Genomic DNA, 22,572 nt, shown 5'->3' with positions numbered 1-22,572 from the left:
TTCACCTCACCATGTCCACGGCGGTGCCGACTGCTTTCGCGACGTCGCCGTCCTGCGGGTAGAGCAGCGTGCGTCCGACGATCAGGCCGCGCACCGCGGGAATCTCGAGCGCCTTCGCCCAGCTGGCGTAGGTCTCGTCCGGTGCAGTCTGAGGGTCGCCCCCGAGTAGCAGCGTAGGTAGGGTGGTCGCATCCATGACGCGCTCCATTTCGTCGACGACAGGCAGTTTCATCCAGGTGTACGCGGAGGTGGATCCGAGGCCCTGGGTGATGTGGATCGACTTGATGACGGCGTCGGCGCTGAGGTCGTTGACGACGCGGCCGTCGACACGGCTGGACAGGAACGGTTCGACCATCGCGATGAGGTTTTCGGCGGCGAGTTCGTCGATGGCCCGAGCGCAGGCGGTCATGGTCTCGAGTGTCCCGGGGTCCTCGAGCGCGATCCGAGTGAGCATTTTCGCTCCGTTCATGCGCGCTTTGGCGGTCGACGCAGCGGTGGCTCCCGTCATTCGGTCGTCGAGTTCGAACGACGCGCCGGCCAACCCCCCGCGATTCATCGACGAGAAGACGACCTTGTCCTCGAGCGCTCCGAGCAGCACGAGATCGTCGAGGATCTCTGCCGAGGCAAGAACGCCGTCGACGCCGGGGTTGGCCAGTGCCGTGCGGAGCCGATCGAGCAGTTCGGTGCGGCTGTTCATCGCGGTGGCATCGGCCCCGACCGAGAGTGCGCCGCGGGCGGGATGATCGGCAGCGACGATCATCAATCGACCGTTGCCGCGGACGGTGTCGCGGGTGACCCGAGTGGCCCAGGCTCGGTCGATCGCCTGCGGGTTGGTCGCGCGCAGCGCGGTCACCTCAGCGTACGTCGACGCGGCAGCAGGGGTCAGGGTGGTCTCAGACATTGACGGCCTCGTTGTCGGATTCTTCGGTGGCGGACTTTTCCGCAAGGGCGGCGACCTCGGATGCGGTCGGCATCGCGGTCGAGCATTCGAGGCGAGAGGCGACGATCGCGCCGGCAGCGTTGCCGTAGCGGAGGATCTTCTCGAGTGGCCAGCCGGCCAGGAGGCCGTGGCACAGTGAACCGCCGAAACTGTCGCCCGCACCGAGGCCATTGACGACGTCGACGAAATTCGGTGGGACGGTGACGGTCTCCGAGCGGGTCTTGCCCATGACCCCTTTCGGCCCCATCTTGACGATGGCCAGCTCTACGCCGAGGTCGAGGAGCGCGTCGGCAGCAGCGTGTGGATCGGTCTCGCCGACGGCGATCTCGCATTCCTCTCTGTTCCCGACTGCAACGGTGACGTGCCGAAGTGCGCGCTGAACCTGCTCGGTCGCGGCGGCGGGGGAGTGCCAGAACATCGGTCGGTAGTCGAGGTCGAGCACGGTCAGCGGAGCGCGTTCGCGTGCTTCCCAGGCGGTGAAGTGGGCGCTGCGGCTCGGCTCCTCGGACAGGCCGGTCACCGTCGACCAGTACAGGCGGGCGCTGCGGACGGCGGCCGAGTCGATGTTCTCGGGTCGGACCTGCAGATCCGGCGCGGAGGGCTTGCGGTAGAAGTACAACGGGAAGTCGTCCGGCGGAAAGATCTCGCAGAAGGTGACGGGCGTTGCGTACGTCTCGTCGACGACGATGAATCGATTGTCGACACCGAGGCGAACGAGCTCACCGGAGACATACCGGCCGAAGGGATCGTCGCCGACGCCGGAGATCAGGGCCGATGTGCACCCGAGGCGTGCTGCGGCAACGGCGACGTTCGCTGCGCTTCCACCGAGGAACTTGCCGAAGGACTCGACGAGCTCGAGGCCGACGCCGGTTTGCAGCGGGTAGATGTCGACGCCGCTGCGCCCGATGGCGAGGACGTCGAAGGCCGTGGTGTTCGCATCGGCTGAGGTGGTCAAGATCGACTCCAGAGGGTTTCGGGAATGTACGACGGAGAGGTGACACGTGCACACGGCTTTGTCGAGTTCTACTGTGCGCTAGTTCACAGGTTCATGTCAATACTTTGTCCTGACATTCTTACTTCAAGTCAAGGCGATGTTAGTGTTCACCTACACTTCGATCAAACCGGGCATCGAAACGACTGCCCCTGAAGTAGATACGGAGCCGGACTGTGACTGCCTCGAACACGTCCACGGGCGACGCCAAGTCCACGGTGCGATCATCGGTGGCGACGCCATTGTCCGTCGAGCTGGACCGCGGTAGCCCGGTTCCTCTGTACTTCCAACTCGCCCAAGCGATCGAGTCGGCGATACTCGGCGGGCTGCTGGCCCCCGGTGATCGATTCGAGAACGAACTGGCCTTGGCCAAGCGACTCAACCTTTCGCGTCCCACGACACGGCGTGCCATCCAGGAGCTGGTGGACAAGGGGCTGCTGGTTCGGAAGCGAGGCGTCGGTACCCAGGTGGTGCAGAGTCCGGTCCATCGCCCCGTAGAACTCACCAGCTTGTTCGACGACCTCGCTCGGGCGGGGCAGAGTCCGTCCACCAAGTTGCTCGACTACCACGTCGGTATCCCGACGGCCGAGGTCGCACGTGAGCTCAATCTCGCCGACGACGTCGAAGTGGTCACCATTCGCCGACTCAGGAGCACGAACGGCGAGCCATTGGCATTGATGACCAATCACCTGCCGTCGGCAATCGCTCCCGACCCGGAAGAGCTCGAATCGCACGGGTTGTATCAATCGCTGCGAACCAGGGGTGTGCACATCCGGCTCGCCCGGCAGCGGATCGGTGCGAAAGCCGCCGATCGTGAAGAGGCGCAACTGCTCGATGAGAAGTTCAAGGCACCACTGCTGACGATGCACCGAACGGCATTCGACGACTCGGGGAGCGTCGTGGAGTTCGGCTCGCACGCCTACCGCGCCTCGCGCTACTACTTCGACACCACCGTCGTCGACCGCTGAGCCGGCCGTCAGGCGCCAGTCGCGGCGGTGGACCCACGCACCTGGATGGCGGGCGGGACGAGCTGCAGTGAGCCTGCAGCCGACGGGTCCGCAATACGCTCCACCAGCGCGGTAGCCGCCCGCCGTCCGAGCTCGACGGTCGCGTTCTCCACGCTCGTCAGCCGCACATGTCGTAGTTGCGCGATGGATGTGTTGTCGTATCCCACCACCGACACGTCGGCCGGGACCGCCAGACCCATGTCCTGGCAGGCGGTCATGACGCCGATCGCGACGAGGTCGTTGACGGCGTAAATCGCGCTGGGTCGACCTGTCTGCAGCAGCCGGGTCCCTGCGCGGTGCCCGTCGTCCTCGGTCATGTCGCTCTCCTCCACACGGATGTGACGGGTGAGTCCGTGCGCCGCCATCGCCGTTCGATAGCTCTCGGCGCGGATGTCGGCCACCGCGCCCAGGCCCGCGACGTGCGCGATTGCGCTGTGTCCCAAGTCGACGAGGTGGCCTACCGCCAGCTGGGTTCCGAGCTCGTCGTCGCTGGCAACGATGTCGACGCCCGGAAAGTCGAGATCGCGGCTCGCGACGACCACGGTAGGCATGGATGCGGCGGCCTCAGCGATCGCCGGCGTGGGGTTTCGAGTGCCCACGAGAGCCAGGCCGTCGAGCCGCAGATCCATGAAGCTTTCCACGAAGGACTCGTCGGAGCTGCGGTCCAGTCGGCCATCGGCGAGGAACATTTTCAGATCATGTTGCTGCAGAACCGAGTTCATCCCTTCGAGGCAGTCGACGAACCATGGGTTGCGCAGGTCGTTGAGAAGCACTCCCACGATGTTCGTTCGGCGCTGGCTGAGGCTACGTGCGCTGAGGTTGGGGCGGTAGCCCAACTCGCGAATGGCCTTCTCGACCGCCTCGCGTTTCTCGTCGCTGACTGAGCTCGATCCGCGAAGTACCAGTGAAACAAGCGATTTGGATACCCCGGCATGGGCGGCGACGGTACGAATGGTCGGCTGCGCCACGTGGGGTCCTTTCGTGCGAGAGGGGCGGTGTCTCGACGACGCTAGCAGGCGCAGGGGTGTTGACACGCCTGCGTTGGATCGGCAAGACTGAGCTCGGATTGGACCGGTCCAAAACGTTCGTGGGCGCCGGTCGGTTCGCACCTTCTTCCAGCTTTCGAGGAGACACACCAGTGAGTTCACCGCACGGCACGAGTTCACCGCAGGGAATCAGGGTCGCCGTCGCCGGTTTCGGTTGGATGGGCCGCGTGCACACGCAGGCCTACGCCCGCATCCGGCATCACTACCCGCACCTCGCTCTGGCTCCGACGCTCGCGAGTGTCGCCGACGAGGTCCCGGGACGGGCCGAGGAAGCGGCCGCGCAATTCGGTTTCGAAGGGTCCACCACCGACTGGCACGACATCGAGGCGGATCGGGCCATCGGCGCTGTGTCCATCACGGCCCCGAACTTCCTGCACCGCAGCATCGGAACTGCGATGGCCGAGGCGGGCAAACACATCTGGATCGAGAAGCCAGTCGGCTTGTCCGCCGACGATGCGCGTGCTGTGGCCCTATCCGCGGACAAGGCGGGAGTGCAGACGTCCGTCGGATTCAACTACCGCAATGCACCCGCCGTCGAGGAAGCCAAGGCACTCATCGACTCCGGCGAGCTCGGTACCGTCACCCACGCTCGTTTTCGATTCTTCAGTGACTACGCAGCGCACCCTGACGGCGCCCTCAGTTGGCGGTTCGAGAGGGCTCGCGGAGGTAACGGAGTGCTGGGTGATCTCGCCTCGCACGGCGCGGATCTGCTGTGGTACCTCCTGGGGGACATCGATTCTCTCGTCGCGGACACCGCGGTTTTCGTGCCACAGCGGGCCAAGCCGCTCGGGGCGACCAGCGGACACGCACTCGCCACCGGAGGTGAACTCGGTCCGGTCGAGAACGAAGACTTCGTGAGCAGTCAGATTCGGTTGGCCTCGGGCGCACGGGCAACACTCGAAGCGAGCCGCGTGTCGGTCGGCGAACAGAACGCCTACGGATTCGAGATCCACGGCACCAAAGGCGCGGTCTTCTGGGATTTCCGGCGCCTCGGCGAACTCGCGGTCAGCCTCGGAGGCAGGTACCAGGATCAGCCGGTCTCGACCATCTATGTGGGACCGAACCAGGGCGAATACGGGGCCTTTCAACCGGGCTCGGCGTCCTCGATGGGTTACGACGACCTCAAGGTCATCGAAGCCGAACGCTTCCTGCGGTCCATCGCCGAGGGCAAGCCGATCGGCGCCACGGTGTGGGACGCCGTGCGCAGCGCCCAGGTTCTGGACGCCATGACCGAGTCCGTCGACTCCGGAAGGTGGGTCGCGCCCGGCGCGTGAAGCAGAACGCTCGACGCAGAACTCAGCGAGGTGACATTCCGGCGGCGCGATAAGCCTCGTCGACCATGGTCATGTTCGCAACTGCGTCGTCAGCGTCGATCGGCAGTGGCGTTCCCTCGGTCAGATGCTCGGCGAAGGTCTCCAACTGATAGGTGTACGACGACCGTGTGCCGAGGTTCTCGATCGTGGTGTCCGAACCGATCGTGACGGTGATTCGATCGTCCTGATGCGGTTTGATGAAGTTGTGCGCACATGCTCGGCCCTTCGATCCGAACAGTGTCAGCGTGAACTGGTGGGCTGGATGGATCATCGAATTCAGGGACGCACCGGTCGCCCCGTTCGGGAATTCGAGGTCGACGTCGAAGGTTTCGTCGATTCCTGGGAACCGCTCGACAGCGCGTGCCTCGACGATCCTAGGAGATCCTCCTGCCCAACGTCCGAGGAGCCGGTGGGAGTGCAGTCCGTAGCAGCCCAGATCCATCAGTGCTCCACCGGCAAGTTCGAGCGACCAACGCGGATCGGTCGGCGCGGGAGTCGGCATTCGCATCACCACCTCGACATGCCGGAGCTCACCGAGGGTGCCCTCGCTCAGCAACTGCTGCAGCCGTCGCGTGACCGGGTGAAAGAGGTAGTGAAACCCCTCCATCACGGTGACGCCCTGTGCTGAAGCGACTTCCGCGACGTGCGCGGCCTCGGTACGGTTGCGAGCGAAGGGCTTCTCGGTCAGCACGGGCTTTCCTGCTCTGACTGCCGCAAGATTCCAGGGTGCGTGCAGAGAGTTGGCCAACGGGTTGTAGACGACGTCCACATCCGGGTCGTCGATGAGGTCCTGATACGACGGAAGGGCGCGTTCCACTCCATGTTTCGAGGCAAACGCTTCGGCTCGACCGCGGTCCCGTGCGGCACAGGCAACGAGGCGGTGGCCGAGCATGCGGGCCGGCTCGACGATTGCGTTCTCGGCGATTCGCGACGCACCGAGAACGCCGATTCGTAGCCCGCTCATACCGTGGACGGTACGCGGGCTTTCACCACTTCACGAAGGTAGGCGACACTGGCGATGACGTCGATCACGGGTCCGGCGTCGGTCGGTTCGGCCGTGAGAATCGTGTCCTGTTCCAACACGAACCAACCGTCGAATCCGGCGTCGAGCAATCCCAGAACAACACGTTCGATGTCGACATCACCTGTGCCCAGCGGGGTGTACATGCCGCTGGCGACGGCCTCGGTGTACGTCAGTTCGCCCGATTGCACCCGCGCCGCGAGCGCGGCATCGACATCCTTGAGGTGCGCGTGGGTGATCCGAGAGGCGTGCGAGGTGACGAGGTCCAGCGGATCGGTTCCGCCGATGAGGAGATGACCTGTGTCGAGGCACAGTCCGATGGCGGAACCGTCGAGTACCCGGTACACCTCGTCCCGCTGCTCGACCATGGTGCCGACGTGGGGATGCAGCACCGCTCGGATGCCACGATCGGCAGCCGCCAGTTCGAGGCGATCCAAGTTGCGCAGCAATGTGTTCCACTGATTCTCATCGAGCTCGGGGCGAGAATCGTAGCCGTCGGTCCCGGTGACGGCGGCAAGCACGATGACCTCGGCTCGCGAGGCGACGAAAGCGTCGAGGAGCGGTGCGATGCCGGGGACCGGATCGTGATCGGCGTCGTGTAGAAGCACGGGGGCGAAGCCGCCGACGGATGTGAGCCCGACCTCGTCGAGGGTGGCGGCGAGCTCGGTCGGATCGGCGGGCAGAAATCCCTCCGGTCCGACCTCCGTCGCGGTCAGCCCGGCGTCGCGCATTTCGGTGAGCACGCGGGCGGGCGCGATCTGGTGACCCCACCCGGGTACCTCGCAGACGCCCCAGGAGATCGGTGCTCCGGCGATACGGATGTCGGTCTGGTTCTTCGTAGTGGTCACAGTCGTACCTCATCGATTCGCACCGGGCGGTGCTGTTGTAGGGACAGTGTCGCGGCCTCTGCGATGAAGGCGACTTCGAGTGCATCTCGCGGCGTGCAGGGAGATGCGAGACGGCCCTCGACGACGTCGACGAACGCACCCAATTCGAGCTGGTAGGCGGAAGCAAAGCGATCCATGAAGAAGCTGTGTGGAGTCCCGGTGGGGAAGGTGGCGCCCGTTTCCAGATTGCGGACGGGAACTTGCTCGTCCCATCCGGCCACGACGGCATCCTCACTGCCGTGCACTTCGAGTCGGCAGTCGTAGCCGCGCGCGTTGTAGCGGGTGTTGGACACCACGCCGATGGTGCCGTTGTCGAAAGTGAGTGTGGTGGTTGCGGTGTCGACGTCGCCTGCGGCGGCGAAAGCCGGATCGCCCTGGTTGGAACCCGCCGCGTAGACCTCGACGACCTCGCGGCCGACGATCCAGCGAACGGTGTCGAAGTCGTGCACGCTGCAGTCGCGGAAGATGCCACCGGAGACGGCGACGTAGTCCATCGGAGGGGGCGCGGGATCGAGAGTCGTCGAACGGACGGTGTGCAGCCACCCGAGCTCGCCGGAGGTCACCGCGTTCTTGGCGGCAGCGAAGGCCGGGGCGAAGCGGCGGTTGTAACCAATCTGAACCGGCACGCCGGAGGATTCGATGCCGGTGACGACGGCGACGCTCTCACCTGGCGTCGCGGCGAGTGGCTTCTCGCAGAACACCGGAATTCCGGCATCGACGCAGGCCAGGACCAGCGAGGCGTGTGCGGGTGTCGCTGCGGCGACGACAACCCCGTCGACGCCCGACGCGATCAGTTCAGCCGCGCTGTCGACGGCTTTCGCGCCGAACTCGGCGGCAACGGCCGCGGTGACCGCCGGACGTTCGTCGGTGACGACCAGTCCGTCGACACCGGGCAGGGTGCTCAGTGTGGCTGTGTGGAACGCGCCGATTCGGCCGAGGCCGACTACGCCGAGGATAACGCCCATTGCGAGTGTCCTAACGAATGATGAAGCTGAGGTGACAGTCACGAGTCTGTACTCGCGCTGCCGTACTATCAAGGTCGAAAAGCCGTCAAAAATACCTCAGGAGTCCGGGCGTGACGCATCGCTACAAGGTTCGCGAGATCGCCCAGCAGGCGGGCCTGAGCGAAGCGACGGTAGATCGAGTGCTGCACGATCGGCCAGGGGTCCGGGAGAACACGAGAGCTGAAGTCCAACAGGCGATCACAGACCTCGATAAGCAGCGGACACAGCTCAAGCTGAACGGCCGCAAGTTCTTGTTCGACGTCGTGATGCAAACACCGGCGCGGTTCTCGACGGAATTCAGGTCGGCATTGGAAGCCGAGCTGCCGATGCTGTCGCCGGCCGTGGTCAGGTGTCGATTTCACCTCCGGGAGACCGAATCGGTGCCGAGGATGGTCGAGGACCTGACGAGGATTGCCGCCAAAGGGTCGCACGGGGTGATCGTCAAGGCACCCGACGATCCGGACGTGGTTGCCACGATCGATCATCTCGTCGAGGTCGGCATCCCGGTCGTCACGTACGTGACCGATGTGCCGGACAGCAAGAGATCCAGCTACGTCGGAATCGACAACAGAGCGGCTGGAGCAACTGCGGCCTACCTGGTGGACAGCTGGCTCGCTGACGGCGACGCCGCCGTTCTCATCGTCTCGACCAGCAACATCTTTCGCAACGAAGGCGAGCGCGAGATGGGCTTTCGCAGCACGCTGCGCGCGCTGGGCAGTGAACGGGGCACGGCGGGTAGGCGCGTCGTGGAGATCACCGACAGCGAGGGTCTCGACGAAACAGTGGAACTACTCGTCGAGCACGCCCTCGCCGAGCACGATCGTCTGGAAGCGGTGTACTCGATCGGCGGCGGAAACACCGGCGCCGTGCGAGCTTTCGAGCGCTTGGGTCGACGCTGCCGGGTCTTCGTCGGCCACGATCTCGACAGTGACAACCGTCGGTTGTTGCGGTCCGGGTCGGTCTCGGCCATCCTCCATCACGATCTGCGAGCCGACGCCAGGCTGGCATGCAGAATCCTGATGCAGGAGGGTGGGGGAGTCGGCGGTGTGGAGGGCGAGCGATCTCCGATCCAGATCCTGACACGATTCAATGCACCCCACAGTTCGCACTGACTGCTTTCATTCTTTGGCTGAAGTTCTGAAAGGACCCCTATGACGCCCACGATCACACTCAACGATGGGCACGTCCTGCCGCTCCTCGGCCTCGGGACCGTGCAATCCGAAGGTGAGGACATGGCGTCGACGGTCACGTCGGCACTCGACGCCGGATACCGCCTGATCGACACCGCCCTGAGTTACGGCAGTGAAAGCGGAGTGGGTCGGGCTGTGGCCAGCTCGCTGGTCGCGCGTGAGGACATCTCGATTTCGACCAAGATTCCGGGTCGCTTCCATGGCTACGACGAAGCGAAAGGGTCGGCACGGACGTCGCTGAACGACCTGGCGGTCGACTACATCGACCTACTGCTCATTCACTGGCCGCTGCCCAAGGTCGGCAAGTACGTCGACACGTGGCGCGCGATGATCGATCTGCAACAGGAAGGAAAGGTCAGGTCGATCGGCGTCTCCAACTTCACGGTTGAGCATCTGGACCGGCTCGCGTCGGAGACCTCGGTGGTGCCCGCCGTCAACCAGATCGAAATGCACCCGTACTTTCCGCAGGCCGAGTTGCGCGCCTACCACGCCGAACACGGCATCGTCACCGAAAGCTGGAGCCCACTCGGCCGCGGCTCCGAACTACTTGCGGCCGCCCCGATCGCCGACGCCGCGGCGGCGCACGGCGTCACGCCGGGACAGGTCGTGCTGCGCTGGCACGTCCAACTCGGTGCGATACCGCTCCCCAAATCGTCGAATCCCGACCGTCAGCGCCAGAACCTCGACGTCTTCGGATTCGAACTGACCGACGACGAGGTCACTGCTATCTCCGGGCTCGAGCGTGGCCGAATCTGGGATCAAGACCCGGACACGTACGAGGAATTCTGAGATTCTTTCGCAGTGCTTGGAGCGGGCGACGGAAGCGGTCGATGTCGGTCGAACGCCAGTCTGGTCCAGTCGACGATCTGTGCCGCGACTCCAGGACGGGTGGCGACGTCCGTATGACCACCGGGATGGTGCGCGAAGGTCACCTCGTTCCCCGCTCGTCTGTAGCTCTCCGCGAGACCGACCACGACAGGGAGGGGTGCGACGGCGTCGAACTGTGCGGCATCGATTCGCACGGGGATGTGGGTATCGATGGACAGGTGAGCGACGTCGTTCGCATCGGTGATCGCGGCAAGACGCCCCAGGGCCTCCTCGCCGCGGGGGCCGAGCAACTCGCTGGGGGCGAGCGCTCCGATCGACTGCGCCGATGCCAGCTCGCCGTAACACAACGTGTCGATCTCGGCCATTGCCTCGGATGCTCGAGCGCTCAGTCCACCCTCGGTGGTCAGCGTGTGGAAATCCTCGTCGACGGCCGAGGCACCGTTGATCATCAGTGCGGCCAGGCCCACCAGGTCACCAATGCCGGGTCCCGCCCAAGGGATACCGCTCGCCCGGGTGACGATCGTCCCCATCTGGGTCGGTGGGGTGAGCGCGGCGACACCACGCAGGGACAATCCGCCCCATTGTTCGACCGGGAGCGCGGCGGCCCACAGGGATGCGACCGCGCCCTCGGAGTGGCCCGCGAGGATGACATCGGTGCCGATATCGGGATAGTAGGTCTGCGCGGCGCGCGCTATGTCGACCACGGAGCGCGCGAGCGATGACCCGATGAGGTACGGGTGCGTTCCCGGTCCGCCGATGCCTTCGTAGTCGGGCCTGGCGACGGCGAATCCGGAGTCGAGCAGGCCCGTGACGATGGCGTCACCGCTGGTCATTCGGGCCAGCTCGGGGTCACCGTACGACGCGGTGGACGGGGCGCACCGATCGGCGGCACCGGTGGTCATGTGACTCCACACGACGAGCGGCCATCCCCCGGGAGGTGGTGGCGTCGACGGCAGTAGCAGCGATCCCGTCATCGGGGTGGGGTGGCCTGCCACCGAGGTCGACTCGTAGGTGACTACGAGTGTCTTCGCTGCGCCGGGGAGAGCGACCGGACCCTCATGTACTTCCTGCGCTCGGACGATGCGAGGCACCCCTGTCGAGTCGAAGTCATCCGCCGAGGCGGCGACGGGTGCCGCGATCGCCACCGCCATACACATCACGATTGAGAGTGCGCGCCCCGTGTGCCTCACCGTATCCCCGCAGGGATGAGTCCGATGGAGTCGCTCGGCTCGCGGTCGATCCGGTCGATCATGTCGCGGAAGAACAGTGCGACGGGAGTCAGTTGGCTGCGATCGACCTTGTCGATGGTGTCGGCGTCGTCGTACATGTAGAGCGGGCCGGCGATGAAGCTGATGGTGGGAATGCCTGCGGCGAGAACGAACGAGGCGTCAGTGGGAACACCCAGGCGGAAATAGTCGAAGGGAGCGCCGTTGAGCATCGTCGTCGCCCGCACGTCATTGCGTGCAAGCGCGTCGGCCATGTCGAGTTTCAGGCCCAGGTTGACGGTTTCGAAGACTCCCTTCGGCTCGGGGACGTCGAGGGTGACGAGGGTGCCGTCGTCGTTCTTACGGGCATGTTTGCCCACGTGTTCGATCGTTGCGTTCGCGACGATGCGCCAGGGGGTACTCGGCGACGTGATGTACTTGTCCACGAACGCCATATGCGCTTGATAGCCGGTGAAGTGGGTGTCGAACGTGACGAACATCAGCGACTTCTCGCGTGGCTCGTAGCCGGGTTGTGTGGCAAGGGCACCGTAGTGTTCGGCCAAGGCGATCACCTCAGCTGTTCCGGTGGCATCCTCTACGGCACCGGGTCCTACCGAATCGTGGTGGGACTGAACCATGACGGTGTCGTTCGTGCGGCCCGGGAGCATGCCGACCACCGTTCGTGCCGTCACCTCACGGCGATCGACGGTGAGATCGATCCGCGCTCGATTGCCGTTGCCGGGCAGCGAGGTACGCAATGCTGCACCGTCTTTCGCCGTCACCCACATTCCGGGCAGGGTGACCGCCAGTCTGCGGTAGTACTCGTTGTGGTAGCGGTTGGAATCGAAGTAATCCGCAAGTACGCCGATGAAACCGACAGCGCCTCCCGCCATGGCGGTGCGTACCGTCGATTCGAGCGAGGTGAGGTAGGGGTTGGCGGACAGCAGGGTGTCGGGGTCGAAGCGCATCCCGTCCGGGTCGTTGATGTGTTCGGCGAGCGGTAGTAGACCGATCAGGGGAAGATAGAAGGACAGGTCGAAAAGAACGATCTTGCCGCTCATGTCGACGCCGGATCCGTCTCCGCGGCCGATGTCGACGACCTCGGCCTCGAGCCCGTCCGGCCCGGTGGTGCGGTAGCTCGCGCGAGCGTCGGCACCGATGAACGAGTGCGAGACGGGATTGGCGTCGATGCGGGACGCGCCCACGTGCAAGGCATGATCGGAGGCAATCCAATCGTATGAAGAGTTTTCCTCGACGTGTACCTGCAGGCCGGCAGCGGTGAAACGTTCCTGAACATAGTCAGCGGCGCGGGCTCCACCCGGTGAACCGGTTGCGCGCGGGGGCCATTTCGGTAAGGTCGGTGACGGTGCTCATGATCGAATCGGTGCTCAGTGGCCAGGTTGGGTCCCCGGCCGCGGTGACGGGTGCAAGCAGGGACGTGACCGCAACCGTGAGCGCTATGGCTGTGGCGGGCATTATCGAACGACGAAGCTGCACAGCTTCTCCTCGATTCGGTGTGACAGTGAGTTAAGTACGCGAACGTACGCTACTAGGAGATGGTCCGATCCGCCAGCAATTGCACAACTCCGAGCACATTCCCTCCATCACCGACGGAATCTTTTTCACCGTTCCACCGAAGCTGCCCCGTGGACCGCACGGACTCGACCGCGAGGCGGTACTCGATATCAATCGCGAGCGTTTGATGATCGCGTTCACCGAGCTCGTGGCCGCGCACGGGTACGCAGCTACCGGCGTGAAGGAAGTGGTCGCCCGATCGAAGGTCTCTCGCTCGTCGTTCTACGAATGCTTCGAGGACAAGGAGCAGTGCGCGGACGCGGCCTACGAGCGGTTCATCACCGTGCTCACCCAGAAAATGATTGCCCATCTGGCATACGGCGATATCGAAGCCGACGTCACTCGAATCCTCATCGGCTATTTGACGACGCTGCAGAGTGACCTGGTGGTTGCGCGGGCCTTCCAGGTCGAGATGGATGCCGCCGGAAAAATCGCTCGTGATCGTCGCCGCGCCGCTCTCCATGGGCTCGCTGCAGTTCTGCATGCGGAACATCGACGCCAGTGCGACACCGACGCCACGTTGGATCCAGACCTGCCTGCGGAAGTCTTCGTCGCATCCGTTTACGCTGCGCGCCAGCTGGCCTCGGACCTTCTCGACACCGAAGTCGCGCCGGATCTGGTCGCCGTCGTTCCACGCATATCGGGATGGCTCAGCGCGGGCCTTCGCCGCACCACCTGATTGTGCGCCGGGAACTCACAGTGAGCGCATCACCAACGCCGCGGCACTGATGTCGTCGATCACCAGGTCGGTGATCAAGCCGCCTTTCAGCGCCGCGTTCAGCGCATCGATCTTGGACTCGCCGGCGATGATGCAGAGACGGCGGGGGACTGCTTTGAGTCGGTCGAGACTGGGGCCGCTCGATCGGGCGTTGAGGGCAATGCGGTCGTAGCTGCCATCGGACCGCAGGAATACCGTCGCGATGTCGCCGACGACGCCGTCGCGCTCGAGTTCGGCGCGATCGCCGCGTTCGAGGTAGCCGGCGCTGTAGACGTGACTGGGTACCGCGCCGCCGACGACACCGATGGAGAACACCGCCAGATCCATGCGGTCCTGTAGCTCGAGGACGCGTTTGATGCTTCTTTCGCGCCACAGGTGTGCGCGTGTCTCGGGGTAGTCGAAGAACGCCGGTACGGGAAATCCCTGCGCCGCAGCGCCGTACGCGTCTGCAAAAGTCCTGATGATGTCGGTTGCGTAGGACACCCCTGTGGTGCGGGTGTTGGCCGCACCGTTGAGTTGAACGACGTGGGAGTTGTGGGTGCGTTTGGGAGCGAGCTTGCGGCTGACCGCGCTGACGGTGGTTCCCCAGGCGACTCCCATGACCATGTCCGACTCGACGTACGACGTCAGCAATCGACCGGCGAACGTGGCAACGCGGTCGAGACGCTGCAAGTCGTCGACGGTTTCCGAGACAGGCACGACGTGTGCACGAATGTCGTACCGATCGGCGAATGCTTGCTCGATGCGTGGTGCCTGCCCGAGAGGTGTGGAGACCTTGATTTCCACGAGTCCCGACGCTCGTGCGAACGTGATGAGCCGCGACACCGTCGAACGAGATACGCCCAGCTCGCGGCCGATTGCCGCCATCGTCATGTCCTGGAAGTAGTACAGCCGAGCGGCCTGCGTGGCATGGCCGATCCGCAGATCGGTTTCCGGTAGAGGGCCTGGCTCGGACACAAGGATCAGTGTAGGTCCGCCTTGCACATATGTGCACCAGCTTTGAAAGATAGTGCAAGCGATCTACCGTGGCATTTGCACCCAATGTGGCGTGCATCACCAATTCTTGGAGGCTCGAAGATGACGGGTAAGGACGCGGAGTGGGGACTGCCGGCGCAGATGGCCGCCGAGTTCGCCGGCACGATGATTCTGATTCTTTTCGGCGCGGGTGTCGTCGCACAGGTTGTCTCGGGCGGCGCCGACGGCAGCCTCGGCGGACACGATTCCATCGCGTGGGGATGGGGCCTGGGAGTGATGTTCGGCATCTACGTCGCGGGTCGAATCACGGGCGCACACCTGAACCCCGCCGTGACGTTCGCCTTCGCGCTCTTCCGCGGTTTCGAGTGGTGGCGGGTGGCACCTTATGTTCTGGCGCAGACAGCGGGTGCGTTCGTCGCAGCCCTACTCGTCCGCTGGAACTACAACGACATGATCAATGCGATCGACCCCGGTCACACCACCGCCACGCAGACGATCTTCTCGACGCTTCCCGGTAACGGCACGCTGCCGGTCAGCGTGAGCTCGGCGCTGATCGACCAGATCATCGGCACAGCAATACTGCTGTTCCTGATTGTGGCGGTGACGGATTCGCTCGGCACCGCACCGAGGGCGAACCTGGCGCCCTTCATCGTCGGACTCATCGTCGTCGCCATCGGATTCGCCTGGGCCACCAATGCTGGCTACGCGATCAATCCCGCCCGAGATTTCGGACCCCGCCTCGCGTCGTATTTCACCGGATACGGTGGGGCGTGGCGTGATCAATACGGAAGCCTGTACTTCTGGGTCCCGATCCTCGGGCCACTCGTGGGCGGGCCGATAGGAGTGTTCCTGTACGACCTGCTCATCGGAAAGAACCTGCGCAAAGAACTAGGTGCGACGCCCGAGGCGCCGTCTCGACTCCCGGAACCCGCAGTCGCTCAGACATCAGGAGAGAAGCTATGACCGACACGACAGGGCAGTACATCGCCGCGATCGATCAGGGGACGACGTCCTCACGTTGCATGATCTTCGATCACGCGGGCACCGTCATCGCCTCCGATCAGAAAGAGCATCGACAGATCTTTCCGCAGGCAGGGTGGGTCGAGCACGACGCTGCGGAGATCTGGGACAACGTACGGGCCGTTGCGGCAGGTGCCATGGCTGCAGCCGACCTGACGGGCAAGGACATTGCCGCCGTGGGTATCACCAACCAGCGCGAGACGGCGCTGGTGTGGGACCGCAAGAGCGGTAAGCCGATCTACAACGCCATCGTCTGGCAGGACACCCGTACCGACCGAATCGCGACGGCCCTCGGGGGCGGTGACGCCAACAAGTACACCGCCACGACCGGACTCCCCTTGGCCACCTACTTTTCCGGACCGAAGGTGAAGTGGATCCTCGACAACGTCGACGGTGCCCGCGACAAGGCAGAAGCGGGCGAGCTCTGTTTCGGCAACATGGACACCTGGGTCCTGTGGAACATGACGGGCGGCACGGACGGGGGACTGCACTACACCGATCCGACCAACGCCTCTCGCACCCTCCTGATGGACCTCGACACCCTGCAGTGGGACGAGGGCATCTGCGCCGACATGGGTATCCCGCTCTCCATGCTGCCCGAGATCAAGTCCAGTTCCGAGGTGTACGGCACCGGCCGCGAACGTGGACCCTTCCGTGATGTACCCATCGCAGGCATCCTGGGCGATCAGCAGGCAGCAACATTCGGCCAGGCGTGCCTCTCCCCGGGTGAGGCCAAGAATACGTACGGCACAGGCAATTTCGTGCTCCTCAACACCGGTACCGAAAAAGTGATGAGCAAGAACGGACTGCTGACGACGGTCTGCTACAAAATCGGTGACCAACCGACGGTGTACGCACTCGAAGGGTCCATCGCCGTCACCGGCTCATTGGTGCAATGGCTTCGCGACAACCTGGGCATGATCTCCGACGCTGCAGACATCGAGACCGATGCCCGCTCGGTGGAGGACAACGGCGGTGCCTACTTCGTGCCCGCGTTCTCGGGCCTGTTCGCACCGCACTGGCGGGCCGACGCGCGCGGGGCCATCGTGGGTTTGACTCGCTTCGTCAACAAAGGCCATCTCGCACGGGCGGTTCTCGAGGCCACCGCGTATCAGACGCGTGAGGTCATCGAAGCCATGAATGCCGACTCCGGTGTCGATCTCGAAGTACTCAAGGTCGACGGCGGCATGGTCGTCAACGAGCTGTTGATGCAGTTTCAGGCGGACATTCTGGGTGTCGACGTGGTGCGGCCCGTGGTTGCCGAAACCACGGCTCTCGGAGCGGCATACGCTGCCGGACTGGCCGTCGGCTACTGGGCGAGCGAGGAGGACATTCGCGAGAACTGGGCCGAGGACAAGACCTGGACACCGTCGATGGACGAGGACCAACGGGCAAAGCTCTACGCCGGATGGAAGAAAGCAGTAACGCGAACTTTGGATTGGGTTGATGAAGAATGAGTTTCACCACGACGGTGCTGTCGCCGGCGGCACGTACCGAGTCCATCGCCCGAATGGAATCCGAGGAGCTCGACATTCTGGTCATCGGCGGCGGGGTCGTCGGCGCGGGCACAGCGCTGGATGCTGTGACACGTGGGCTGAAGGTCGGTTTACTCGAGGCTCGTGACTACGCAGCCGGCACCTCCAGCCGCTCGAGCAAGCTCTTCCACGGCGGTCTGCGGTACCTCGAACAGTTCAATTTCTCACTGGTGTTCGAGGCACTGAAGGAGCGTTCGCTGGTGCTGAACACGTTGTGTCCGCACCTGGCTCGTCCGGTTCCCTTCATCTACCCGCTCGAAAAAATCATCGACCGCGGGTACGTCGGGCTCGGTATCGGTGTGTACGACGTCATGGGTGCCGGACGTGGCGTACCGGGTCACCACAAGCACCTCGGCAAGAAGAAGACCCTCGAATCGTTTCCGTCCGGCAAGCGCTCGGCCATCCGCGGTGCGGTGAAGTTCTACGAAGGACAGGTCGACGACGCACGTCACACCATGATGCTCGCCCGCACTGCAGCGGCATATGGAGCGTTGTGCGCCAACAGCACTCATGTCACCGGTTTCCTGCGGGAGGACGACAAGGTGGTCGGCGTCCTCGCGTGCGATCTCGAAACCGGTCGCTCCTTCGAAGTGCGGGCGAAGCAGGTGATCAATGCGGCTGGCGTGTGGACCGACGAGGTTCAGCAGATGGTCGGTGGCCGAGGACAGTTTCAGGTCCGCGCATCGAAGGGCGTCCACCTGGTGGTGCCGCGCAATCGAATCAACAGTGCCACCGGCATCATCACCCGGACCGAGAAGTCCCTGCTGTTCGTCATTCCGTGGGGTAGTCACTGGATCATCGGCACCACCGATACCGATTGGAAGCTCGACCTGGCGCACCCTGCTGCGAGCCGCAGCGACATCGACTACATCCTCGGGCACGTCAACAAATTGTTGGCCGACCCACTCGATCACGAGGACGTCGTCGGTGTGTACGCGGGCCTTCGACCATTGCTGTTCGGTGAATCCGATTCCACCAGTAAGCTCTCCCGCGAACATGCGGTGTCGAGTCCCGTACGTGGCCTGACTGTCATCGCCGGTGGCAAGTACACCACCTACCGCGTGATGGCCAAGGACGCAGTCGACGCAGCGGTGCACGGGCTCGAGCGGAACGTGCCCAAGTGCGTCACCGAGAACATCCCACTCGTCGGAGCCGAGGGCTACCTCGGTGCCTACAACTCGCGCAATCTGACGGCCGAGCGCGCCGGCATGCGGGTCTCACGCATCGAGCACCTGCTCGGTCGGTACGGCACGCTGATCAACGAACTGCTGGAGTTGATCGAGGCAGATCCGGAGCTGGGCAAGCCTCTGGACAGTGCGCCCGAGTACTTGCGCGCCGAGGTGGTCTATGCGGCGAGTCACGAAGGGGCGCAGCATCTCGACGACATTCTGACTCGTCGTACCCGCATTTCCATCGAGGTGCCGGACCGCGGCGACGCGGCAGCTGCTGAGGTCGCGCGCCTCGTGGCACCGGTCCTGGGCTGGGACGAGCGGCACGTGTCCGAGGAGATCGAGCACTATCGGCTACGGGTGCTGGCAGAACGGGATTCACAGCAGCAACTCGATGACGACACCGCCGATGCAGCCCGGCTCGGCGCCCCGGACGTCCGGTTGGGCGTGGGCTGACCGTCCCCTGGACGCATCCTGACCGTCCCCTGGACGCATGAATGGGCCATTGCAACTGTCTAACCGTTGCAATGGCCCATTCATGCCGAAGGGGGAGGAGTCTAGCGAGCGAACAACAACGCGCGCTTGACTTCCTGGATAGCCTTGGTCACCTGGATGCCGCGGGGGCATGCGTCGGTGCAGTTGAAGGTGGTCCGGCAACGCCAGACTCCTTCGACGTCGTTGAGGATGTCCAGTCGCTCGGAAGCACCTTCATCGCGGCTGTCGAAGATGAAACGGTGTGCGTTGACGATTGCTGCGGGCCCGAAGTAGCTTCCGTCGCTCCAGTAGACGGGGCACGAGGTGGTACAGCACGCACACAGAATGCACTTGGTCGTGTCGTCGAACCGTGCCCGGTCGGCCTGGCTCTGGATTCGCTCACGCGTCGGCTCGTTGCCGCTGGTGATGAGGAAGGGCTTGACGGCGCGGAATGCCTCGAAGAAGGGCTCCATGTCGACGATGAGATCCTTCTCGACCGGCAACCCGCGGATTGGCTCGATCGTGATGGTCAGCGTCTTCGACGAGTCCTTCGGCAGCATGTCGCGCATGAGCACCTTGCAGGCAAGACGGTTGACGCCGTTGATCCGCATCGCGTCGCTACCGCACACACCGTGAGCGCAGGACCGCCGGAACGTCAGCGTGCCGTCGAGGTAACCCTTGACGTAGTGGAGCAGGTTCAGGAGTCGGTCGGTCGGCAGCGTCGGTACCTGGAAGCTGTCCCAGCGCTGACCGTCACCGCTCTCCGGGTTGAAGCGAGCGATCTTGAGCGTCACCATGACCGCGCCGTTCGGCACGGGCGGCTCCGATGACTGATCTGGCTTGTCGAGGGTGGGTGCGCTCATATCAGTACTTCCGCTCCATCGGCTCGTAACGGGTCTGGATCACAGGCTTGTAGTCCAGACGGATGTCGGTGAGCAGGCCAAGCCCTTCTTTGTAGGCCATGGTGTGCTTCATGTACTCCGCGTCGTTGCGATCCGGATAGTCCTCACGAGCGTGTCCGCCGCGCGATTCCTTGCGATTGAGGGCACCGACGACGGTCACCTCTGCCATCTCGAGGAGGAAGCCGAGCTCGATGGCTTCGAGCAGGTCGCTGTTGTAGCGCTTGCCCTTGTCCTGCACCGTGATGTGGCTGTACCGCTCCTTGAGGGTGCGGACGTCTTTCAGCGCGGTCTCGAGACGTTCCTGGGTGCGGAACACCGAGGCGTTGTTGTCCATCGACTGCTGCATTTCGGACCGGATATCGGCGACGCGCTCATGACCGTGGTCGGAGAGAATCAGCTCGAGCCAGTCCTGGACCATCTTGGCCGGCTCTTCGGGAAGCGGAGTGAAGTCCACCGAGTTGGCGTACTTCGCTGCGGCAATACCCGCGCGGCGGCCGAAGACGTTGATATCGAGCAGGGAGTTGGTTCCCAGACGGTTCGCTCCGTGCACCGAAACACACGCGCATTCGCCGGCGGCGTAGAGGCCGGGGACGATGTCGTCGTTGTTGCGCAGGACCTCGCCGTTGATCTTGGTGGGAATACCGCCCATGACGTAGTGACACGTCGGGTACACGGGCACTGGTTCCTTGACCGGGTCGACACCGAGATAGGTGCGCGAGAACTCCATGATGTCGGGGAGCTTCTCGTCGAGGACCTCCTCGGGGATGTGCGTGACGTCGATGTACACGTAATCCTTGTTCGGCCCGCCACCGCGTCCTTCGAGGACCTCGAGGACCATCGACCGCGCGACGATGTCGCGGGGCGCGAGGTCCTTGATGGTCGGTGCGTACCGCTCCATGAAGCGCTCGCCGTCCTCGTTGCGAAGGATGCCACCTTCGCCTCGGACGGCCTCGGAGATGAGAATTCCCAGTCCGGCGAGGCCTGTCGGGTGGAACTGGTGGAATTCCATGTCCTCGAGGGGCAATCCCTTGCGGAAGACGATGCTCATGCCGTCACCGGTGAGGGTGTGGGCATTGGACGTCGTCTTGTAGATGCGTCCCGAGCCGCCGGTCGCGAAGACGATCGACTTGGCGTGGAAGATATGCAGTTCACCGGTCGCAAGCTCGTAGGCGATGATGCCGGTGGCGACGGGGCCGTTCTCGGTTTCGGTGAGGCAGAGATCGAGCGCGTAGAACTCGTTGTAGAACTCGACGTTGTGCTTGACGCAGTTTTGGTAGAGCGTCTGCAGGATCATGTGACCCGTGCGGTCGGCGGCGTAGCACGCCCGTCGGACGGGCGCCTTGCCGTGATCGCGTGTGTGGCCACCGAAACGGCGCTGGTCGATCTTTCCCTCTGGCGTCCGGTTGAACGGAAGCCCCATCTTCTCGAGGTCGAGAACAGCGTCGATAGCTTCCTTGGCCATGACCTCGACCGCGTCCTGATCGGCGAGGTAGTCGCCGCCCTTGACGGTGTCGAAGGTGTGCCACTCCCAGTTGTCTTCCTCGACATTGGCCAGCGCCGCGCACATGCCGCCCTGCGCTGCGCCGGTGTGTGAGCGAGTGGGGTAAAGCTTGGTCAGTGCTGCCGTGCGGGCCTCGGGCCCTGCCTCGATGGCCGCTCGCATACCTGCGCCGCCGGCGCCGACGATGAGCACGTCATAACGATGTTCCTGCATGGATGCTTCAGTTCCCTTAGCTCGCCGAAATGTTGGGATCGAAGGTGAAGATGACGTAGGTGCCCAGGCCCATGATGAGAATCATCGACAGGACGAGCAGCGTCGTCAGCCAGAACCGCGTCGAGTCCTTGCGTGAGTAGTCCGCGATGATCGTGCGCAGACCGTTGCCGCCGTGCAGCTGTGCCAGCCACAGCATCGTCAGGTCCCAGAACTGCCAGAACGGGCTCGACCAGCGGCCTGCGACGAATGCGAAGTTGATCCGGTGCACACCCTCGTCGAGCATCAACATGATGAACATGTGGCCGAGGACGAGAACGACGAGTGCCAGGCCGGAGAAACGCATGAACAGCCATGCGTACATCTCGAAGTTGCTCCGCGACTTGCGTCTCGGCGAGCGCGGATTGTCCAGGCTGGCTGGACGGTCGTGGTTCGTGCCGAGGGTCTTGGCCTCGGATCCGTGAGTGGTTGCCATCAGTGCCCGCCCGCTGTGAACATGTTGTAGAAGATTCGGCCCGCTCCGGGAATCATGACCACGATCCACACCGCGGCGATGACCCACAGCATCAGTTTCTGGTACTTCGGTCCCTGTGACCAGAAGTCGATCAACATGACGCGAATGCCGTTGAGTGCGTGGTAGAGCACTGCGGCGACGAGACCGATCTCCATGAGGCCGACGAGCGGCGTCTTGTAGGTGTCGATGATGGCGTCGTACGTCTCGGGATTGACCCGGACCATCGCGGTATCCAGAACGTGGACGAAAAGGAAGAAGAACACCAACACACCGGTGATTCGATGCAGAACCCAGGACCACATGCCCGGGTCCCCGCGGTACAGAGACCGCTTACGCTCCTTCGCCGGAGCGACTTCCGTCGTACTACTCATCGAGTGCAAAGCCTCCAACGTCAATGGTGGACGCGTCGAGCCCGGTAACGAGGAGAAGGACCTGGCTCGATTTGTCGAACTCCGGCTCAGTCGGTTATGAAGAGCCGCCAAGCTCGACTGTAAACCCATTGCAAACCCGGAACTAATTCGACTACTGGTTCGTACCGGGCGGTGTT

General features: G+C 63.8%; 22 protein-coding genes. 8 read left to right on the top strand and 14 right to left on the bottom strand.

Features of this window, described 5'->3' with window-relative positions; translation table 11 throughout:
- Position 1: 1 nt before the first annotated feature.
- Positions 2-901 carry an aldolase gene (locus KVY23_RS12045; RefSeq protein ID WP_206511339.1) on the bottom strand — a complete coding sequence of 300 codons (900 nt, stop codon included), beginning with the start codon at positions 899-901 and terminating at the stop codon, positions 2-4.
- Positions 894-1,907, bottom strand: coding sequence for a 5-dehydro-2-deoxygluconokinase (gene iolC, locus KVY23_RS12040; protein WP_374108721.1), 1,014 nt, complete (start codon positions 1,905-1,907; stop codon positions 894-896). The genes KVY23_RS12045 and iolC overlap by 8 nt, the downstream gene beginning before the upstream one ends.
- A gap of 254 nt (positions 1,908-2,161) precedes the next feature.
- On the opposite strand from iolC, the gene KVY23_RS12035 reads away from it, so the two are divergent.
- A complete protein-coding gene (locus KVY23_RS12035; protein ID WP_206511364.1) occupies positions 2,162-2,899 on the top strand; it encodes a GntR family transcriptional regulator in 738 nt (245 codons plus the stop codon).
- Positions 2,900-2,907: 8 nt separating this feature from the next.
- Here KVY23_RS12035 and KVY23_RS12030 read toward each other — a convergent pair whose 3' ends face one another.
- Positions 2,908-3,906, bottom strand: coding sequence for a LacI family DNA-binding transcriptional regulator (locus tag KVY23_RS12030; RefSeq protein ID WP_230556562.1), 999 nt, complete (start codon positions 3,904-3,906; stop codon positions 2,908-2,910).
- Between the two features lie 170 nt (positions 3,907-4,076).
- On the opposite strand from KVY23_RS12030, the gene KVY23_RS12025 reads away from it, so the two are divergent.
- Positions 4,077-5,258 carry a Gfo/Idh/MocA family protein gene (locus KVY23_RS12025; protein ID WP_294638141.1) on the top strand — a complete coding sequence of 394 codons (1,182 nt, stop codon included), beginning with the start codon at positions 4,077-4,079 and terminating at the stop codon, positions 5,256-5,258.
- A gap of 22 nt (positions 5,259-5,280) precedes the next feature.
- On the opposite strand, the gene KVY23_RS12020 is transcribed toward KVY23_RS12025, so the two are convergent.
- The 3 genes from KVY23_RS12020 to KVY23_RS12010 are packed head-to-tail and all read right to left on the bottom strand — an operon-like array spanning position 5,281 to position 8,170.
- On the bottom strand, positions 5,281-6,261 hold the full coding sequence (locus KVY23_RS12020; RefSeq protein WP_230556561.1) for a Gfo/Idh/MocA family protein: 981 nt from the start codon (positions 6,259-6,261) through the stop codon (positions 5,281-5,283).
- Positions 6,258-7,166 carry a sugar phosphate isomerase/epimerase gene (locus KVY23_RS12015; RefSeq protein ID WP_230556560.1) on the bottom strand — a complete coding sequence of 303 codons (909 nt, stop codon included), beginning with the start codon at positions 7,164-7,166 and terminating at the stop codon, positions 6,258-6,260. The genes KVY23_RS12020 and KVY23_RS12015 overlap by 4 nt, the downstream gene beginning before the upstream one ends.
- Positions 7,163-8,170 (bottom strand): Gfo/Idh/MocA family oxidoreductase, encoded by a 1,008-nt coding sequence (locus KVY23_RS12010; RefSeq protein WP_230556559.1) that lies wholly within the window; start codon positions 8,168-8,170, stop codon positions 7,163-7,165. The genes KVY23_RS12015 and KVY23_RS12010 overlap by 4 nt, the downstream gene beginning before the upstream one ends.
- Positions 8,171-8,280: 110 nt before the next feature.
- Between KVY23_RS12010 and KVY23_RS12005 the strand changes: the two genes are divergently transcribed.
- Positions 8,281-9,321: a LacI family DNA-binding transcriptional regulator gene (locus tag KVY23_RS12005; RefSeq protein WP_230556558.1), complete on the top strand. Its 1,041-nt coding sequence runs from the start codon at positions 8,281-8,283 to the stop codon at positions 9,319-9,321.
- A 39-nt stretch (positions 9,322-9,360) separates the two neighbouring features.
- Positions 9,361-10,188, top strand: coding sequence for an aldo/keto reductase (locus KVY23_RS12000; RefSeq protein WP_230556557.1), 828 nt, complete (start codon positions 9,361-9,363; stop codon positions 10,186-10,188).
- Here the strand turns inward: KVY23_RS12000 and KVY23_RS11995 are convergent.
- The 3 genes from KVY23_RS11995 to KVY23_RS11985 form a co-directional block, all read right to left on the bottom strand.
- Positions 10,158-11,378, bottom strand: coding sequence for a lipase family protein (locus tag KVY23_RS11995; RefSeq protein ID WP_230556556.1), 1,221 nt, complete (start codon positions 11,376-11,378; stop codon positions 10,158-10,160). The two genes, KVY23_RS12000 and KVY23_RS11995, sit on opposite strands and share 31 nt — an antisense overlap.
- A gap of 35 nt (positions 11,379-11,413) precedes the next feature.
- Positions 11,414-12,637, bottom strand: a complete 1,224-nt coding sequence (locus KVY23_RS25105; RefSeq protein ID WP_230556555.1) for a M28 family peptidase — start codon at positions 12,635-12,637, stop codon at positions 11,414-11,416.
- Between the two features lie 94 nt (positions 12,638-12,731).
- A complete protein-coding gene (locus KVY23_RS11985; protein WP_230556554.1) occupies positions 12,732-12,929 on the bottom strand; it encodes a hypothetical protein in 198 nt (65 codons plus the stop codon).
- Positions 12,930-13,008: 79 nt separating this feature from the next.
- Here KVY23_RS11985 and KVY23_RS11980 point away from each other — a divergent pair, with 79 nt between their 5' ends.
- Positions 13,009-13,686, top strand: a complete 678-nt coding sequence (locus KVY23_RS11980; protein ID WP_230556553.1) for a TetR/AcrR family transcriptional regulator — start codon at positions 13,009-13,011, stop codon at positions 13,684-13,686.
- A 15-nt stretch (positions 13,687-13,701) separates the two neighbouring features.
- On the opposite strand, the gene KVY23_RS11975 is transcribed toward KVY23_RS11980, so the two are convergent.
- Complete coding sequence (locus tag KVY23_RS11975) at positions 13,702-14,682, bottom strand: sugar-binding transcriptional regulator (RefSeq protein WP_075840739.1); 981 nt, start codon at positions 14,680-14,682, stop codon at positions 13,702-13,704.
- 120 nt (positions 14,683-14,802) lie between these two features.
- Here KVY23_RS11975 and KVY23_RS11970 point away from each other — a divergent pair, with 120 nt between their 5' ends.
- From KVY23_RS11970 to KVY23_RS11960, 3 genes are read left to right on the top strand one after another with little or no spacing between them, the layout of a single operon-like run.
- The gene (locus tag KVY23_RS11970) at positions 14,803-15,663 is read left to right on the top strand and encodes an MIP/aquaporin family protein (RefSeq protein ID WP_075840762.1); all 861 of its coding nucleotides are present in this window, start codon (positions 14,803-14,805) and stop codon (positions 15,661-15,663) included.
- Positions 15,660-17,177, top strand: a complete 1,518-nt coding sequence (glpK, locus tag KVY23_RS11965; protein WP_230556552.1) for a glycerol kinase GlpK — start codon at positions 15,660-15,662, stop codon at positions 17,175-17,177. Before KVY23_RS11970 ends, glpK begins: the two co-directional genes overlap by 4 nt.
- Positions 17,174-18,880, top strand: coding sequence for a glycerol-3-phosphate dehydrogenase/oxidase (locus KVY23_RS11960; protein WP_230556551.1), 1,707 nt, complete (start codon positions 17,174-17,176; stop codon positions 18,878-18,880). Before glpK ends, KVY23_RS11960 begins: the two co-directional genes overlap by 4 nt.
- 101 nt (positions 18,881-18,981) lie before the next feature.
- On the opposite strand, the gene KVY23_RS11955 is transcribed toward KVY23_RS11960, so the two are convergent.
- Genes KVY23_RS11955 through sdhC form a run of 4 tightly spaced genes read right to left on the bottom strand, consistent with a single transcriptional unit; the run spans position 18,982 to position 22,396 of the window.
- Entirely contained in the window at positions 18,982-19,761 is a 780-nt protein-coding gene (locus KVY23_RS11955) for a succinate dehydrogenase iron-sulfur subunit (protein ID WP_075840738.1), read from the bottom strand.
- 1 nt (position 19,762) lies between these two features.
- Positions 19,763-21,514, bottom strand: a complete 1,752-nt coding sequence (sdhA, locus tag KVY23_RS11950; protein ID WP_230556550.1) for a succinate dehydrogenase flavoprotein subunit — start codon at positions 21,512-21,514, stop codon at positions 19,763-19,765.
- A 16-nt stretch (positions 21,515-21,530) separates the two neighbouring features.
- Positions 21,531-21,986 carry a succinate dehydrogenase hydrophobic membrane anchor subunit gene (locus KVY23_RS11945; protein WP_075840737.1) on the bottom strand — a complete coding sequence of 152 codons (456 nt, stop codon included), beginning with the start codon at positions 21,984-21,986 and terminating at the stop codon, positions 21,531-21,533.
- Positions 21,986-22,396 (bottom strand): succinate dehydrogenase, cytochrome b556 subunit, encoded by a 411-nt coding sequence (gene sdhC, locus KVY23_RS11940; protein WP_075840761.1) that lies wholly within the window; start codon positions 22,394-22,396, stop codon positions 21,986-21,988. Before sdhC ends, KVY23_RS11945 begins: the two co-directional genes overlap by 1 nt.
- Positions 22,397-22,572: the final 176 nt, after the last annotated feature.

This window comes from Rhodococcus sp. I2R (genome assembly GCF_020889545.1).
Classification (GTDB): Bacteria; Actinomycetota; Actinomycetes; order Mycobacteriales; family Mycobacteriaceae; genus Rhodococcoides.
The sequence above is the reverse complement of the archived record's forward strand: the minus strand, read 5'-3'. Positions and strand labels throughout refer to the sequence as shown.

Bases quoted from the DNA above. Each gene is read 5' to 3' on its own strand.
- KVY23_RS12045 (WP_206511339.1), bottom strand. From the start codon at position 901: ATGTCTGAGACCACCCTGACCCCTGCTGCCGCGTCGACGTACGCTGAG.
- KVY23_RS12020 (WP_230556561.1), bottom strand. From the start codon at position 6,261: ATGAGCGGGCTACGAATCGGCGTTCTCGGTGCGTCGCGAATCGCCGAG.
- KVY23_RS12010 (WP_230556559.1), bottom strand. From the start codon at position 8,170: ATGGGCGTTATCCTCGGCGTAGTCGGCCTCGGCCGAATCGGCGCGTTC.
- KVY23_RS12000 (WP_230556557.1), top strand. From the start codon at position 9,361: ATGACGCCCACGATCACACTCAACGATGGGCACGTCCTGCCGCTCCTC.
- KVY23_RS11995 (WP_230556556.1), bottom strand. From the start codon at position 11,378: ATGGCGGTGGCGATCGCGGCACCCGTCGCCGCCTCGGCGGATGACTTC.
- KVY23_RS11970 (WP_075840762.1), top strand. From the start codon at position 14,803: ATGACGGGTAAGGACGCGGAGTGGGGACTGCCGGCGCAGATGGCCGCC.
- glpK (WP_230556552.1), top strand. From the start codon at position 15,660: ATGACCGACACGACAGGGCAGTACATCGCCGCGATCGATCAGGGGACG.
- KVY23_RS11960 (WP_230556551.1), top strand. From the start codon at position 17,174: ATGAGTTTCACCACGACGGTGCTGTCGCCGGCGGCACGTACCGAGTCC.
- KVY23_RS11955 (WP_075840738.1), bottom strand. From the start codon at position 19,761: ATGAGCGCACCCACCCTCGACAAGCCAGATCAGTCATCGGAGCCGCCC.
- sdhA (WP_230556550.1), bottom strand. From the start codon at position 21,514: ATGCAGGAACATCGTTATGACGTGCTCATCGTCGGCGCCGGCGGCGCA.
- KVY23_RS11945 (WP_075840737.1), bottom strand. From the start codon at position 21,986: ATGGCAACCACTCACGGATCCGAGGCCAAGACCCTCGGCACGAACCAC.
- sdhC (WP_075840761.1), bottom strand. From the start codon at position 22,396: ATGAGTAGTACGACGGAAGTCGCTCCGGCGAAGGAGCGTAAGCGGTCT.